At 39.0% G+C, this 16,233-nt stretch carries 13 protein-coding genes and 2 pseudogenes; all 15 read left to right on the top strand.

What is annotated here, in order from left to right; translation table 11 throughout:
* Positions 1 to 4 precede the first annotated feature (4 nt).
* Complete coding sequence (gene ymfI / locus J2S08_RS07820; protein WP_307228304.1) at positions 5 to 727, top strand: elongation factor P 5-aminopentanone reductase; 723 nt, start codon at positions 5 to 7, stop codon at positions 725 to 727.
* Between the two features lie 118 nt (positions 728 to 845).
* Complete coding sequence (locus J2S08_RS07815; protein WP_307228302.1) at positions 846 to 1,103, top strand: DUF3243 domain-containing protein; 258 nt, start codon at positions 846 to 848, stop codon at positions 1,101 to 1,103.
* Positions 1,104 to 1,400: 297 nt separating this feature from the next.
* Complete coding sequence (locus tag J2S08_RS07810; RefSeq protein WP_307228299.1) at positions 1,401 to 2,192, top strand: DUF3388 domain-containing protein; 792 nt, start codon at positions 1,401 to 1,403, stop codon at positions 2,190 to 2,192.
* Between the two features lie 18 nt (positions 2,193 to 2,210).
* On the top strand, positions 2,211 to 3,119 hold the full coding sequence (locus J2S08_RS07805; RefSeq protein WP_307228297.1) for a helix-turn-helix domain-containing protein: 909 nt from the start codon (positions 2,211 to 2,213) through the stop codon (positions 3,117 to 3,119).
* A 104-nt stretch (positions 3,120 to 3,223) separates the two neighbouring features.
* Entirely contained in the window at positions 3,224 to 3,799 is a 576-nt protein-coding gene (gene pgsA, locus J2S08_RS07800; protein ID WP_307228295.1) for a CDP-diacylglycerol--glycerol-3-phosphate 3-phosphatidyltransferase, read from the top strand.
* Between the two features lie 52 nt (positions 3,800 to 3,851).
* On the top strand, positions 3,852 to 5,102 hold the full coding sequence (locus J2S08_RS07795; protein ID WP_307228293.1) for a competence/damage-inducible protein A: 1,251 nt from the start codon (positions 3,852 to 3,854) through the stop codon (positions 5,100 to 5,102).
* Between the two features lie 388 nt (positions 5,103 to 5,490).
* A pseudogene (gene recA, locus J2S08_RS07790) lies at positions 5,491 to 6,102 on the top strand (recombinase RecA); the annotation flags it as partial.
* A gap of 1,182 nt (positions 6,103 to 7,284) precedes the next feature.
* Positions 7,285 to 7,635 carry a hypothetical protein gene (locus J2S08_RS07785; protein ID WP_307228292.1) on the top strand — a complete coding sequence of 117 codons (351 nt, stop codon included), beginning with the start codon at positions 7,285 to 7,287 and terminating at the stop codon, positions 7,633 to 7,635.
* Positions 7,636 to 7,809: 174 nt separating this feature from the next.
* Positions 7,810 to 9,168: a reverse transcriptase/maturase family protein gene (locus J2S08_RS07780; RefSeq protein WP_307228290.1), complete on the top strand. Its 1,359-nt coding sequence runs from the start codon at positions 7,810 to 7,812 to the stop codon at positions 9,166 to 9,168.
* A gap of 180 nt (positions 9,169 to 9,348) precedes the next feature.
* Positions 9,349 to 9,741, top strand: a pseudogene (locus J2S08_RS07775) (recombinase RecA family protein); the annotation flags it as partial.
* A gap of 818 nt (positions 9,742 to 10,559) precedes the next feature.
* Entirely contained in the window at positions 10,560 to 12,125 is a 1,566-nt protein-coding gene (gene rny / locus J2S08_RS07770; RefSeq protein WP_370875650.1) for a ribonuclease Y, read from the top strand.
* 318 nt (positions 12,126 to 12,443) lie between these two features.
* Entirely contained in the window at positions 12,444 to 13,244 is an 801-nt protein-coding gene (locus J2S08_RS07765) for a TIGR00282 family metallophosphoesterase (protein ID WP_307228286.1), read from the top strand.
* A 236-nt stretch (positions 13,245 to 13,480) separates the two neighbouring features.
* Positions 13,481 to 13,741: a stage V sporulation protein SpoVS gene (spoVS, locus tag J2S08_RS07760; RefSeq protein WP_307228284.1), complete on the top strand. Its 261-nt coding sequence runs from the start codon at positions 13,481 to 13,483 to the stop codon at positions 13,739 to 13,741.
* A gap of 415 nt (positions 13,742 to 14,156) precedes the next feature.
* Complete coding sequence (gene miaB, locus J2S08_RS07755; protein ID WP_307228281.1) at positions 14,157 to 15,695, top strand: tRNA (N6-isopentenyl adenosine(37)-C2)-methylthiotransferase MiaB; 1,539 nt, start codon at positions 14,157 to 14,159, stop codon at positions 15,693 to 15,695.
* Positions 15,696 to 16,133 carry a regulatory iron-sulfur-containing complex subunit RicA gene (locus tag J2S08_RS07750; RefSeq protein WP_307228279.1) on the top strand — a complete coding sequence of 146 codons (438 nt, stop codon included), beginning with the start codon at positions 15,696 to 15,698 and terminating at the stop codon, positions 16,131 to 16,133.
* The last annotated feature ends 100 nt before the right edge of the window (positions 16,134 to 16,233 follow it).

Below are 16,233 nucleotides of genomic sequence, written 5' to 3'. Positions count from 1 at the left end.
CAATTTGCAGAAGTATGCGCTTCTCACTGGAGCTAGTGGGGGTATAGGAAGAGCAACGGCATTAGAACTTGCAAAAGAAGGATGGAATCTATATGTTCATTATTTTCAGAATGTGCAGGAGATTGAACGATTGCAATCTGATCTAAAACAATACCATATAGAAGTCATCCCAATTCAGGCAGATTTGGCAACAGCTGGCGGTGTCAACGATTTGGCAAAACAAATCTTTCAGCTTGATGCAATTGTTTACATGAGTGGGATTGCACCTTATGGCCTTTTTATCGATACAAATGACGACACCATCGAGATGATGCTCCAGCTTCATGTTAAAAGCCCGCTCCAGCTTGTAAGAAACCTAACGCCAAAGCTGTTGAGAAATCAAACTTCTTCTATTGTCTTAATGAGCTCGATTTGGGGGCAGACAGGCGCAGCATGTGAAGTGATCTATTCTACTGTAAAAGGGGCGCAGATTGCGTTTGTAAAATCATTTAGCAAGGAAGTTGCACAAAATAATCTGCTTGTAAATGCAATCGCCCCTGGAGCAGTTGATACCCAAATGCTTCAAGGCTTTTCCGAGAGCGAAATTTCGGAAATAGAGAGCAGTATTCCGATGGGCAGATTGGCAAAACCTGAAGAAATTGCTGCAGCTGTTTCGTTTTTGCTTTCTCCTAAAGCATCTTATATTACTGGCCAAGTTTTGGCAGTCAACGGAGGCTGGTATAATTAATCGGAAAACCATAGCAGCACACTGCAAGATTTATATTTGCACTTCTAAAATCAAGATGTATAATTTAGCCTTTTCGTTGCACAATAATAACGAATTTTAAAAAAGGAGGCTCAGATATATGTCTGTTTTAGATAACTGGAATGAGTGGAAGAATTTTCTGGGTGACCGTTTAGATCAAGCACAGAATGAAGGAATGAGTCAACAAGTCATTCATCAACTTGCTTATCAAATCGGAGATTATCTTGCAGAACAAGTACAGCCTAAAAATGAACAGGAACGTGTTCTAGCAGATCTATGGTCTGTTGCAAGCCAAGAGGAACAGCAAGCGATTGCAAGCTGCATGGTAAAACTAGTTGAAAATAATAGCACGCATTAATGAAAATTTGCTTTATTAAGTCATACACATGTAAAATTGATAAAGGAGGACTGTCCTACAAAGTAAGGGCAGCCTTCTTTTTGTATGAAAAAATCTGCTTACAATCAAGAAGAGTAGTTGAGAAGAGCAAACTTTTACATGATGTTTTTTCAAAAAGAAGATGATTTTTTTTCCATTTTGATGTTTTCCTTTCATATTAATAAAAAATCAGATATTATATAAGCTAGATAATATAAATGAAAACAAAATGTACCCATGCCAGATGAGATACAATGACCATTTTGTATGGAGGGTATTATGGACAAAAAAGAGTGGTATTTAGAATATGAAATTAAAATGAATCGTCCAGGATTGCTTGGAGATATTTCTTCATTATTAGGAATGCTTTCAATTAATATTGTTAGTATTAGTGGTGTAGATAAGGGAAGACGCGGATTATTAATACTTGCAAAAAGCGAAAAACAAATTGTACGGTTAGAGTCGATATTACGGACAATGAAAACGATCGAATTACGGAAGCTGCGGGAACCAAAGCTAAGGGATAGGTTAGCAGTGCGGCACGGGCGCTATATACAAAGAGATGCCGATGATAAGAAGACATTTCGCTTTGTGCGGGATGAACTAGGAATCTTAGTTGATTTTATGGCAGAGATTTTTAAACAGGATGGACATAAATTAGTGGGTATACGAGGAATGCCTCGAGTTGGCAAAACGGAATCAGTTGTGGCAGGAAGTGTTTGTGCAAATAAAAAATGGCTGTTTGTTTCCTCCACGCTATTAAAACAAACCATTCGCAGTCAACTCATCAAGGACGAATATGACGCTAATAATATCTTCATCATTGACGGCATTGTATCTAGGCAAAGAGCAGATGAAAAGCATTGGGCTCTAGTGCGGGAGATCATGAGGCTTCCAGCTGTAAAGGTGATCGAGCACCCTGATATTTTTGTCCAGCACTCTGAGTACTCCATCGAAGATTTCGACTATATTATTGAATTGCGCAAAGATCCCAATGAAGAAATTACATATGAAGTAGTACAAAATAATCATTTGTTTAGCAGTACTGGTTTTGATGGGTTTGATTTTTAGATTGGTAGGTGTTCATCATTGACAAATTTAGGGGACCGATTAAAGGAAGAAAGAAAGGCTAAGGGGCTTGATCTGGATGACTTGCAAAGAATTACTAAAATCCAAAAGCGCTATTTAATCGGGATTGAAGAAGGTAACTATGAAATGATACCGGGCAAATTTTATGTCCGTGCTTTTATTAAGCAATATGCCGAAGCAGTTGGCCTCCAGCCAGAAGCGCTTTTTGAAGAATATAAAAAAGAAATTCCAGTTGCTTACGAGGATGATTTGCCAGAGCAGCTTTCTCGTGTGCAGGCACGACGGTCAGTTTCGCCTGCAAATGCGAAAATATTTCAGCTGCTGCCAAAAATATTAGTCGTAACGTTTATTGTCGTTGCTGTTTTATTGGCGTGGTATTTTTTATCAAAAAGCCAAAACCAAAGCACGCCATCCAAAACATCAAATAATCAGAATGAACAGATACAAATGGAACAAAAAGAAGGAACTGCGAAAGATAATAAAGAAGATAAAGATGACAACAAGAAGGAAAAAGATAAAGAAGATTCCGCTGATGAGGAAGAGGATTCCGAAGATCAGGAGGAGGATGCTTCTGAACCTGAGCAAAGCTTGAGTGTTGTAGGATCGAGCGGCAAACAGACAACTTACGAATTATCTGGTGCAAACAAATTTGAACTGAAAATTGCAGCAACAGGGAAAGCTTGGGTTGGATTAAAAGACTCAACAGGTAAATTCATTTTCCAAAAAGAGTTTCAAGAGGGAGATAGCGAAACCTTTGATTTAATAGAGGATAAATCAGCCTTTATTGTGATTGGAAATGCATCATCTACGGACATCTTTGTAAATGGTGAACAGCTCAAATATGAGATATCTCCTACTGATATCGTTAGACAAGATGTCATTATTCAGTTTACAGGGATAACAGAATAGTCATCTTTAGATGACTATTTCCCTTTAGAAGAGACCTTCTAAGATTATTTGCTTATCAAATAAAGACCATAGAACGGACTTCATAATGAGGTGGAAAAAACAAGATGAATTTACCTAATAAAATTACCATTTCACGAATTTGTTTAATCCCAGTCTTTCTAGTTATGATGCTTGTGCCATTTTCTTGGGGAAATATTTCATTAACTAATGCAGAATTGCCTATTTCTCAATTAATTGGCGCACTTATTTTTATCATTGCCTCGACTACCGATTGGATCGATGGCTACATTGCTAGAAAGTATAACCTAATCACAAATTTAGGCAAATTTTTAGATCCATTAGCAGATAAATTACTCGTATCAGCTGCTCTCATTGTACTTGTAGAGCTAAATGTAGCACCGTCATGGATGGTGATTGTCATTATTAGCCGCGAGTTCGCAGTTACTGGTCTTCGTCTCGTCTTAGCTGGAACAGGAGAAGTAGTTGCTGCTAATATGCTTGGCAAAATTAAAACAGTTACACAGCTCATTGCAATTTCTCTATTACTGCTTCATGATTTTCCATTTTCCTCCTTTTCGGCATTTCCATTCGGCATGGTCATGCTCTGGATTGCTGTTTTCTTTACAATTTGGTCAGGATGGGATTATTTTAATAAAAATAAAGCAGTTTTTTTTGAATAAGCCTTTGTTGGCAAGCAATCGAGCAGAAGTGTGATAATAAAGGAGATTCATTATGAACGCAGAAATTATTGCGGTAGGCTCTGAACTCCTTCTTGGTCAAATTGCTAATACAAATGCACAATTTTTATCAAAGTCATTAGCAGAGCTGGGAGTCAATGTTTACCACCATACAGTGGTAGGAGATAATCCAAAAAGATTGAAAAATGTTTTACATATTGCAGAAAAACGTTCTAACTTGCTTATTTTTACGGGTGGTCTTGGTCCAACAAAGGATGATTTAACGAAAGAAATCATTGCCGAACATCTAGGAGAAACATTGACACTTCATGAAGCTGCATTTGCTTCAATCCAAGCTTATTTTGCGAAAACAAAAAGAGAAATGACGCCCAATAATAAAAAACAGGCATTGGTTATAACGGGATCAGAAGTGCTTCCCAATCAATATGGAATGGCACCTGGCATGTACTTGCAAAAGGAAGGCTGTGTCTACATTTTATTGCCTGGACCACCGCGCGAAATGGAGCCAATGTTTGTTCACCATGCGATGCCGTTAATAGAAGCGCAGCTGGGAGCAAAGGAGAAAATAGAATCACGCATTTTGCGATTCTTTGATATTGGGGAATCGAAGCTAGAAACAGTGCTTGAGGATTTGATTGATAAGCAGACGAATCCTACTCTTGCACCACTAGCTGGTGATGGTGATGTAACGATTAGAATTACCGCGAAAAGTCGCCAACAAAAGGATGCACAAGCGCTTATCGATCAAATGGAAGAGCAAATCTTTCAACGTGTCGGCAATTATTTTTATGGATATGGACAAACAACATTGATGGATGAACTCGTCAAGCTTTTAGAGGCAAAGAGGTATACAATTGCTTGTGCGGAGAGTCTTACTGGCGGGATGTTTCAGTCAGAACTAGCATCAGTAGCAGGTGTCAGCGCCAGATTTTTAGGAGGGGTCGTTTGCTATTCCAATGCCGCAAAAATCACGCAGTTGAACATAAAGGAAGAAACGATCAATGCATATGGCGCTGTTAGTGAACAATGTGCACTTGAAATGGCAGCTAATGTGAAAATGCAGCTCAATGCCGATATTGGCATTAGCTTTACAGGCGTTGCTGGTCCTGATTCCCTTGAAGGGCATTCACCCGGAACGATTTGGATCGGAATTGCCGTAAAAGAAAGGCCTCCAAAAGCTTTTTTATTGCATTTAGCAGGTTCAAGAAATGGAAACCGCAAAAGAACAGTGAGATATGGATGCTACTTTCTAATGACAGAACTAAATCAAGCGTCTCCACATTAAAAGAATAGGAGGCACTTGATTTTTTTTGTCTGTCATTTAGGTAGTGTGTCATCAATATACATCATTAGCTTCATTTTTCTAGTGAATAATACTGGAAAATATTGTTGTATTCTATTTTTCACTAGAAGTCTGTAAAGGAACAAAAATACGATTTTAGTTTTGTATGATACGGATATAAAGAAATTTTGCACAATGAAAAATGGTCATTTGTCATTCATTCATTTAAAAAAATAATCGAATGAATGTTCGTGTTTTTGCTTGGCAAATGACTTAAAAACATATATAGTAAGGGTAGGTTTTATTCTTTGATGAAAGGGGGAAGTGTATATAAGAAAAAGATAGATGCTCTTTTAAAACAAGAGAAGATAAATGAGTGGGAGGAAAAGGAATGAGTGATCGTCAAAAAGCCTTGGATATGGCATTAAAACAAATAGAGAAGCAATTTGGGAAAGGTTCTATTATGAAGCTTGGAGAGCAGACAGACCGGAGAATTTCTACCGTTCCAAGCGGCTCTCTTGCATTGGATGTCGCCTTAGGTGTAGGAGGGTATCCAAGAGGCAGGATCATTGAAATCTACGGACCAGAAAGCTCTGGTAAAACAACTGTTGCTCTTCATGCAATTGCTGAAGTACAAGGAAAGGGCGGTCAAGCAGCGTTTATCGACGCGGAACACGCACTTGACCCTGTATATGCAAGCAAGTTAGGCGTAAATATTGATGAGTTGCTTTTATCACAGCCAGATACGGGCGAGCAGGCTCTAGAGATTGCTGAAGCACTTGTGCGCAGCGGAGCAGTTGATATCATTGTTATTGACTCAGTTGCAGCACTTGTGCCTAAAGCAGAAATCGAAGGAGAAATGGGAGATTCCCATGTCGGCTTGCAGGCGCGTCTCATGTCACAAGCGCTGCGAAAATTATCCGGTGCTATTAACAAATCGAAAACAATCGCAATCTTTATTAACCAAATCCGGGAAAAAGTAGGAGTAATGTTCGGTAATCCAGGTGCGCTTTGTTCTTAGACGTAATCTGTTTGCAGAAATGCACAGCAATGTCTAGGCATATTGCTGGGAAGAGGTGCTCATGAAAAAGAATTTCTTTGTTTTTCCGAGCATGGAAACGCCAGTAAAATGCAACTTCAAGAATCGATTCCAGAAGGGGGCAGTTCCTTTCCCGATAGAATACTGGCTATCGGATACCCTAAGACTGCGACGTGCAGGGCTGATGGTCCAGCTTTTGTACGAAGCTCGCTAAAGTCGCAGAAAAGTGTGCCTAAGGATGAGAGTCTAAGGCAAATGAAGTATGCGGGGGGCTAAAAAGTTGCTATGGCTACCGAAAGGGAATCCTTGTGTGTACGGCTCGTAAACCGAAGCTTGTCTGAAAGGATAAGCGCCTGCTTGAGCAGGTGCCAGAAGCGGTTTGATGTATCTGGATAACATCAAACTGTGGATATGCTTGTAAGAGATATTCACCTTAAGACCACCAGTAAGAAGGTCGAAAAGGGATCTGGCGGGCTATAGAGGAAGCCTAAGGCTACAAATGGTAAAAGCTAGATTCTTGAGGAACAAAGGAAGCTTGAAAGAGAATGTCAAGGTTGGCCGTAACCGATGTCTCTAAACAGAAGGAAATGTCTGTTGTATTCAAGTGGCAGCAGCCCGTAGTAGTGTCGAGCCTCTTGTAATGAGAGGGGAGCGAAGGGGCATAGTCAATGATTGGAAAAGCTATTTTGATGAAAAAAATCACTTTTTCCACATTAAGATCATTGATGGAACGCCGTATGAGTTCGAAAGTCTCACGTACGGTGTGACGTGGGGGAAAATAGCGCTTAACAGGTCAAGCTGCAGCTGTCTATTACCTATCACGATAAACAACTCCTGGTGGACGTGCTCTCAAGTTTGTGCGGTAGGAAGCTTTTGTCATCTTCACTTCACAAAAGCGTGTTCAGCATAGCATTGCTGTTATGAAAGAACCAGCTAGCACAGTTCTGAGTGCTACCGTCAGCAGCCTAACCCCTAACCGAAAGGAATGGGCGACGACAGCATGGCTGAAAAGTCATAATCCGTTCCAGCCACTGGGAACGAAGATGAATGGCGAGACGGAAACACCTTGTATGGTCAAGGCTATACTGCTTGAATCTCAGTTGGAGAGTCCATAAGAGCGGAAACTGCCTGATGAGTGGCTAGCAAATGGCAGTTGGAGCGGATGTGCAGCGTTTAAAACTTGCGTTGACACTGGAAGAACAGCGCTCCCTTCACCTCAAGTTTAGAGGCAAACAACGAACGAGAGGCCTAAGCAAGGATCATATTATGCTATGCCGTATAACCTACGATTGCCTAAGTAAAGCGTCTATTGTAATAAAACTAGCGGTAGAAATTTTACTTGTAAAAAAACAACAATGTTTGCAAGGATTGAATAATGATAGAAAAAGGGTGCTTAAGCGGCGCTATGAAAGGATGCTTAGTAAACAAACGCATCCACACCAGCAGCTCCCGACTGATTTGCGTCTTGTAAACATTGGGACAATAGATAAGGCATAGTCTGGAAAGGCTGATGCTCAAATGCTTTATACGGCAACGGAGTCTCCATAGTAGCGCAAGGATCGTGATCCGCTTGGATATAGCTAGTGATAGCTGTAAAGGAGAAAAATCACGAGAGCGAAGGGAGACAGGTCATGAAAACTAAAACATGAGGAAAGGATATGGTGAGAGGCCATGAGAAATCCTGACTGGGTTTTAGAAAGTCTACACAAACACTCGAAAAATAACAATTATCGTTTTCAAAAATTATATCGAAATTTATACAATCCAGCTTTCTATCAAAAAGCATATGCAATACTGTATCAAAAGAAAGGAAACAATACATCTAAACAAAATGAGCTCCCTACAGAAAGAGTAGAAACATTAATAGAACAGTTAAAAACAGAAAACTACCAGCCCATCTCTATCAAGGGCGGTGTGAAAGAGAAGCAGCCATTTGCTGATAAGCTTGTACAAGAAGTGCTTAAACAGTTGCTGACAGCGATCTTTGCATCACGGTTTTCACCTTGTTCGCATCAACATTTACAGCCGGCTTTATCACAAATAAAGCAGCAGTTTCGAGCCATTAAATGGTGGATTATCGTGGATATAAAGGAAAGCATGCAGCACATTCATCATGAAACGCTCATTCAAATAATGCGTAAAAGCATTGATGACGAAAAGCTGCTTAGACTGATTAGGAAATTTTTAAAAGCAGGATATCTGGCTAATTTCGAATTCGATTTAACCGATACAGGCATTCGTAAGCAAAGCTTCAGTAATTTGTTGGCATCTATTTATCTTCAAGAGCTTGATAAGGGGATGGAGAAACGGATGGAACGTTACAGCGAGAACTCACAGCAGAAGATGGCATACATTCGTTACGCAAACCATTGTCTTATTGGCATTATTGGAAAAAAACAGGATGCAGAGAATATGAAAAAACAACTGCACGATGATTTGACAAAAACGCTGCGGCTTCCGTTTAGAGAGGAACAAATAAAAATGTCACATTGGCGAGAGAAAATCCGATTTTTAGACTATGATATGTTTATTGTTCCTTCACAAAAAAAGAACAGCGGCTTTCGGCAGAATGATACAGGAACGATCAAATTTTCTATGCCCTATGAGATTTTAAGAGCTTTCCTGCTAAAGCATGGCTATATGAAAATAGTAGACGGAAAGTGGAAAGCACTGCATCGGCCTAGACTGCTGCACTGTGATGATCACATTATCCTTCAGGCATATAATACAGAGTTTAAAAGATTTTGCCGCTACTATCAAATAGCTTTTGATGCCAAAGAAAAATTGGGAAAAGCACATTTTATTTTCCGAAGAAGCTTTACGAAGACACTTGCAGGAAAATACAGGACAAAAGTGCGTAAACTAATGTCTGTTAGAACAGCGAGCGGAAAGAAAAAATACTTTTTTAACGGTGTTTGGGGCGTCATGCATCGAAATAAAGATAATGAAGAACAATTTTTGCCGTTGTTCCAAAAAGAACACATCGTTTATCAGCCATTAAACAATTCAACAAATTGTTCATATAAATAGAGTATCAACATCTTATTCTTTTGAAAAAACCTCATCAATAAAATCATCGAAATTCGAGTGTAGATAAGGCTTAGTAATGACTGGAGAGCCGTATGTTTGGAAACTTACACGTACGGTTCGGCGGGGGGAAGGAGAAAACCTCTTATCGCGAGATGAAAAGGCGTTTCCTTCCTACCCAACTATTCCTCTGTACGCTTAGAAGTACGACGGGCAGAGCAATTAAAACAAGGAAATGATATCGTTGGCAACAAAACGAGAGTAAAAGTTGTCAAAAATAAAGTCGCTCCTCCTTTCCGGACAGCTGAAGTCGATATTATGTACGGAGAAGGCATTTCAAGAGAGGGCGAAATTGTTGACATGGCATCTGAATTAGATATTGTTCAAAAAAGCGGTTCTTGGTATTCCTACAATGAGGAGCGCTTAGGGCAAGGGAGAGAAAATGCCAAGCAATATCTTAAGGAGAATGCTGAAATTCGCAATGAAATTATGATGAAAATTCGAGAGCATTATGGATTAGATGAAGAAAAGCTTGTCGAAGAAAATGTAGAAGAACAAGCAGAGCTCGATTTATAATCGAAAAAATAATGAAATGAAAAAAACTGACCTATGTTGTCACAATGACATGTGGGTCAGTTTCTTTATCGTTTTCCGACAGAAGACTCCCTCCTCAATCGTGTAAAGGGTGAAGCCCGACGATAGGTGGGAGATGAATGTCGGTTAGGCGTAAGCCTAAAAGTTAGGTATAATAGATATAGAATGAATTCAAGTGTGGTTGCTTGTTGCGTAAATAGAACTTGTTTGGTGGTTGTCGTTCGCCTATACCATTCGAAAGTCGCAAAAAGAATAAACTATCAAATCTGTGACACGAAAACCAAGTGTCAAACTGAATACAAGATTGTAATACCATACGAAAATCGTATAAACCGTAGGGACTAAGGGGTTAGCCTTCTAAAATAACCGAAGGATACTTTGGTGTTCGTAGGAATCTCTCACTTCAACGAAGTAAGTGAGAGTAGTTCAAAAAAACGATGCCGTACTGTGAAAAAGTGAAGTTGTGTTCTAAAAAACGTATCCTTGTCTGTTTCTTTTTGTGAAATGAGGAAGTAAGCGGCTGTTCTTTTCAGACTATTCAGTATGAAAAGAATGAGATGATTGTTTTTGAAAATGAATTTAGATCGTGGCCATGTTAGAAAAGCTTTAAATCTAAATATAAAAGGATATTTACTTGACAATGATTTTTCACAGCCTTAAAATTAAATTGTATGTTTTTACATGATACTCAAATGACATTTTTTAAAAAGCTTAGTGCTGTATATTGAATGTATGTAACAATGTATCAGCCGACATGTTTGAAACATGATATAAATTCATAGCAAGAGGAGGTGAAAATGATGGAAAACTTGTTAGTTATCATCTCCATTTTGCTTATAACCCTAATCGTCGGTGTCGTTGTTGGCTATTTCATCCATAGAAAAATAACACAAACGAGAATAACAGGAGCGACAAGTACTGCGGAAGCCATCCTCGAGAACGCCAATCGAGACGCTGAAGCATTAAAGAAAGAAGCTCTGTTAGAAGCAAAGGATGAAAATCATAGACTTCGTACTGAAATGGAAAATGACCTTCGTGAACGAAGAAATGAGTTGCAAACGCTAGAAAAACGATTATTGCAAAAGGAGGAGAACCTCGATCGAAAAGATGAATCTCTTGAAAAACGTGAAAATATTCTTGAAAAGAAAGAGGATTCTCTAATTCAAAGACAACAACATATTGAAGAGATGGAAAGCAAAGTGGACGAGATGAGACGCAAGCAGCAAACTGAACTTGAACGTATTTCAAGCCTCACTCGTGAAGAAGCAAGAGCCATTATTTTAGAGCGTGTTGAAAATGATCTATCTCATGAAATAGCACTCATTGTAAAAGAGAGTGAGAATCGCGCTAAAGAAGAGGCAGATAAAAAAGCGAAGAACATCCTGTCCCTTGCCATTCAACGTTGTGCAGCTGATCATGTAGCAGAAACAACGGTTTCCGTTGTAAACTTGCCAAATGATGAGATGAAAGGACGAATAATCGGTCGAGAAGGGCGTAATATTCGTACTTTAGAAACCTTAACAGGAATTGATCTTATCATCGACGATACACCAGAGGCAGTTATTCTCTCTGGATTTGATCCGATTCGTCGTGAAACAGCTAGACTAGCCCTTGAAAAGCTTGTACAAGACGGAAGAATTCATCCGGCACGTATTGAGGAAATGGTTGATAAATCAAGGCGTGAAGTAGATGAACACATTCGGGAAATCGGTGAACAAACAACATTTGAAGTTGGTGTTCATGGGCTGCATCCAGATCTCATTAAAATCCTTGGCCGTCTAAAATACCGTACAAGTTACGGACAAAATGTCTTAAAACACTCTATGGAAGTCGCGTTCCTAACAGGAATGTTGGCTGCGGAACTTGGAGAAGATGAGAAATTAGCACGACGCTCTGGTTTATTGCATGATATCGGAAAAGCAATTGATCATGAGGTAGAAGGCAGCCACGTAGAAATTGGCGTGGAATTGGCCACAAAGTATCATGAGCATCCTGTTGTCATTAACAGCATTGCCTCCCATCATGGAGATACGGAACCAACCTCTGTCATTGCAGTATTAGTTGCTGCTGCCGATGCATTGTCTGCAGCAAGACCAGGTGCACGTAGTGAAACGCTTGAAAATTATACTCGTCGTCTTGAAAAGTTAGAAGATATCTCGGAATCTTATGAAGGTGTGGAAAAATCATTTGCTATCCAAGCTGGCCGTGAAGTACGCATTATGGTAAAACCGGAGCAAATCGATGATTTACAATCCCATCGATTAGCACGCGACATTCGGAAGCGTATTGAAGAAGAGCTGAATTATCCGGGTCATATTAAGGTAACAGTGATTCGCGAAACACGGGCTGTCGAATATGCAAAGTGATCCTCATTAGAACCATTTCAGTTCTACCTTTTAACAGATTCGTTCTTATAAAAAAGCAGGGTGTGATCACTCTGCTTTTTTGTTGAAAAAGAGCAATGAATGCATATGCTATACAAAAAGAAAGGCAAACAACGCTAAGAGTTTGCGTGCAAGTCCGTATTAAAAACTGTTCTCGAAACGGCTATTTACACAAGAGCATTGACAAGCAAACAATTGAAAAATCACGCCCTGTGATTCATCGAACTGATTTGCATTCTGATGCTAAGACTTTTAGAAGACGAGAAATAACCTTAATTTCATATGAGGAAGGATATATACATGAAAATTTTATTTATTGGTGATGTCGTTGGTTCACCTGGGCGCGACATGGTAAGAACATATTTACCTAAACTAAAGGCTAAATATCATCCTCAACTAACGATCATTAATGGCGAAAATGCTGCGGGTGGGAGAGGAATAACGGAGGCCATTTATCGCTTTTTTTTAGATGCAGGCGCCAATGTTATTACACTTGGCAACCATACATGGGACAATAAAGATATTTTTAATTTTATCGAAGAAGTCAAATACTTAGCGAGACCTGCAAACTTCTCAGAAAATAACCCAGGGACAGGGCTAGTTTTTTCAAAAATAAACAATTTGGAAGTCGCAGTAATTAGCTTGCAAGGAAGAACATTTATGCCTGCTTCAGAATGTCCTTTTCAACGAGCAGAAATGTTAGTCGAAAAAGCGAAAGAAAAAACGAATATAATTTTTATTGATTTTCATGCTGAAGCAACGAGTGAAAAACAAGCAATGGGCTGGTTTTTAGATGGAAAAGCAACTGCAGTAATTGGGACGCATACGCACGTCCAAACAGCTGATAATCGCATTTTACCAAATGGTACCGCTTATTTATCTGATGTTGGAATGACAGGCCCATACGATGGTATTCTTGGAATGGAACGCTCCGCAGTATTAAAACGATTTACAACAGGGCTTCCGGTGCGCTTTGAAGTGCCAAAAACTGGACGGCATCAGCTCAGCGGCTGCCTTATTGATGTAAATGAAAAAACTGGGATGGCCAATAGCATCGAAAGGATCATGATCAACGACGATCATCCATTTGTTGACTTTTGATCCTAATATACTGGCTAGATGGAAGTCATTACTATCCATCGGGGTTAAAATCAATAATGAAGATGAAACGCAAGCTTGCAATTACGGCAAGAGATAAAATCGTCCATTTTTACCTTTTTAATGTTTACTCGGAATAGTTTTGTTTCATGGCGAATATAGTAGCAATGGAATCATCGTACCAAGTTTGTTCACATTTTCATGAGCATTCGGGATCGGGAAAACAAGGAGGAGAAGGAATGGAGATATTAAAAGTTTCAGCAAAATCTAATCCTAATTCTGTAGCTGGTGCACTTGCGGGTGTTCTTCGTGAAAGAGGCGGGGCAGAAATTCAAGCGATTGGTGCTGGAGCCTTGAACCAGGCTGTGAAAGCAGTGGCAATTGCTAGAGGCTTTGTTGCTCCAAGCGGTGTAGATCTTATTTGTATTCCAGCTTTTACAGATATTGAAATTGACGGTGAGGAACGAACTGCGATAAAATTGATTATCGAACCGAGATAGCGAGAGCATCACGGAAATGAAATAGGGAAAGCCTTGTTTGGTTATAGTAAAACAAGGCTTTTCGTCATGAGTAGCAGAGCCATAGAGATAGTAAATGCAAAGGCATGTTTCGCTCAACTGTTGTGTTCAAAAATAAAAGCGATTATACTTAATAGATGTATGTCTGTATTATTTAGATCAACTCATATATAATGAGAAGCAACAGCTTCTTTTTTAAGTGCTTTTACCTCGTGTCCTAATGAGAGAGTGCATGGCGTCTTAGAGAACGTGGCAAAATATTTTGAATTCAGGTCTGAATCATAGGCCGCTTAAGTGTTGCAGCAGAAGGAGAAAACTTCTTTGGGTAATATGCTGTCGTCTTGCACTTAAGTTTCTCTATTTGAGGAAAATTCACTATGTTAGAAAGGAGATCTTCATGAACGAGAAACAACGTTTAGAAAGTCAACAGATCACGAGAACAACGAATGAAAAACAAGAAAAAGATTATAGTCAATATTTTCAAACGGTATATACCCCTCCTTCCTTAAGAAAAGCTCGTAAACGAGGAAAGGAAGAAATAAAATATCACGATGATTTTCAAATTCAAGAATCTCTGATAGGGATTGGAGAAGGGCGAAAATTTTATATAAGAACATACGGCTGTCAAATGAACGAGCATGATACTGAAGTGATGGCTGGTATTTTCCTTGAACTGGGCTATGAACCAACAGAGAAGCTGGAAGAAGCGAATGTTATCCTGTTGAATACATGTGCGATTCGCGAGAATGCAGAAAATAAGGTATTTGGTGAACTAGGCCATTTAAAGGCGCTAAAACGAGAAAAGCCTGATTTGCTTTTAGGCGTTTGTGGATGTATGTCACAAGAAGAATCGGTCGTGAATAAGATTTTAAAATCTTATCATTTTGTCGATATGATTTTTGGCACCCATAATATTCACCGTTTGCCAGAAATTTTACATGAAGCATACATGTCAAAAGAGATGGTATTAGAAGTATGGTCAAAAGAGGGCGACGTAATAGAGAATCTGCCAAAAGTAAGAAAAGGCAATATTAAAGCTTGGGTCAATATCATGTATGGCTGTGACAAGTTTTGTACGTATTGCATCGTTCCGTACACACGAGGAAAAGAGCGAAGCCGCCGTCCAGAAGATATCATTCAAGAGATTCGTCAACTGGCAGCTCAAGGCTACAAAGAGATAACATTACTCGGACAAAATGTAAATGCATATGGGAAAGACTTTGAAGACATTGAATATGGTCTTGGCGATCTTATGGATGATTTGCGGACGATTGATATTCCAAGAATTCGCTTTACAACTAGCCATCCACGTGATTTTGACGATCGATTAATTGAAGTGCTTGCTAAAAAAGGAAATTTGGTAGAGCATATTCATTTGCCTGTACAATCTGGTTCAAGTGCAGTATTAAAAGTCATGGCGCGAAAATATACAAGAGAGCAGTTTTTAGAGCTCGTTCGAAAAATTAAACAAGCAATTCCAGATGTATGTTTAACAACGGATATTATCGTTGGATTTCCAACGGAAACAGAAGAGCAGTTTGAAGAAACGCTTTCTCTCTATCGCGAAGTTGGTTTTGAAACAGCCTATACATTTATTTATTCGCCGCGTGAAGGTACACCAGCTACTAGGCTAAAAGACAACGTTCCAATGGAAGTAAAAAAAGAACGCTTACAGCGCTTAAATGCATTAGTTAACGAACTTTCTCGTGAAGCAATGGACAAATATCAAGGACAAGTTGTCGAAGTTCTTGTAGAAGGAGAAAGTAAAAATAATCCTAATATCCTGGCTGGATATACTCGGAAAAACAAACTTGTTAATTTTATTGGTCCGAAATCAGCTATTGGAAAACTCGTACATGTGAAAATAACAGAAACAAAAACATGGACATTAAATGGAGAAATGGTACAAGTAGAAAAAGTCGCTGAGGTGAACTAGATGGAAAAGACATATACAAAGTCAGATATCATTGATAAAGCGAAAGAAATTGCTAAGATGATTGCAGAGACAGATGAAGTGGATTTTTTTAAAAGAGCGGAAGCTCAAATTAATGAAAATCAAAAAGTCCGTGAAATGGTCGCAAGTATTAAAAGCTTACAAAAACAAGCAGTTAACTTTCAGCATTATGGGAAAACAGAAGCACTTAAATTAGTAGAAGCAAAAATTGAAAAACTTGAAGCAGAGCTGGATGAAATTCCACTTGTCCAAGAATTTAAACAATCTCAGGTGGAAGTGAATGATCTTCTACAATTAGTTGCAAATACGATCTCTAATAAAGTGACAGACGAAATCATCATTTCAACGAATGGCGATTTGCTGCGAGGAGAAACGGGATCAAAAGTTAAATACAGCAATATGGGTAAAAGCTGTTCATAGAAAAAGAGGCTGGGACATAACTAGCTTCTAAATAATGAGAAAAGTGAATTTGAGGATCCTCAAATTCACTTTTCTCTATTTTGCGTGTAAATATTTCTAT

Origin of the sequence: Bacillus chungangensis, from assembly GCF_030812995.1 — a bacterium.
Classification (GTDB): domain Bacteria; phylum Bacillota; class Bacilli; order Bacillales; family Bacillaceae_C; genus Bacillus_CF; species Bacillus_CF chungangensis.
Note: the sequence above shows the minus strand (reverse complement) of the source record. Positions and strands in the feature narration are given on the sequence as shown.

Excerpts from the sequence above, each read along its gene's own strand:
- J2S08_RS07780 (WP_307228290.1), top strand. The coding sequence starts at position 7,810 with ATGAGAAATCCTGACTGGGTTTTAGAAAGTCTACACAAACACTCGAAA.
- J2S08_RS07765 (WP_307228286.1), top strand. The coding sequence starts at position 12,444 with ATGAAAATTTTATTTATTGGTGATGTCGTTGGTTCACCTGGGCGCGAC.
- J2S08_RS07795 (WP_307228293.1), top strand. The coding sequence starts at position 3,852 with ATGAACGCAGAAATTATTGCGGTAGGCTCTGAACTCCTTCTTGGTCAA.
- pgsA (WP_307228295.1), top strand. The coding sequence starts at position 3,224 with ATGAATTTACCTAATAAAATTACCATTTCACGAATTTGTTTAATCCCA.
- J2S08_RS07815 (WP_307228302.1), top strand. The coding sequence starts at position 846 with ATGTCTGTTTTAGATAACTGGAATGAGTGGAAGAATTTTCTGGGTGAC.
- J2S08_RS07750 (WP_307228279.1), top strand. The coding sequence starts at position 15,696 with ATGGAAAAGACATATACAAAGTCAGATATCATTGATAAAGCGAAAGAA.
- rny (WP_370875650.1), top strand. The coding sequence starts at position 10,560 with ATGGAAAACTTGTTAGTTATCATCTCCATTTTGCTTATAACCCTAATC.
- spoVS (WP_307228284.1), top strand. The coding sequence starts at position 13,481 with ATGGAGATATTAAAAGTTTCAGCAAAATCTAATCCTAATTCTGTAGCT.
- miaB (WP_307228281.1), top strand. The coding sequence starts at position 14,157 with ATGAACGAGAAACAACGTTTAGAAAGTCAACAGATCACGAGAACAACG.
- J2S08_RS07785 (WP_307228292.1), top strand. The coding sequence starts at position 7,285 with ATGGCAGTTGGAGCGGATGTGCAGCGTTTAAAACTTGCGTTGACACTG.
- J2S08_RS07810 (WP_307228299.1), top strand. The coding sequence starts at position 1,401 with ATGGACAAAAAAGAGTGGTATTTAGAATATGAAATTAAAATGAATCGT.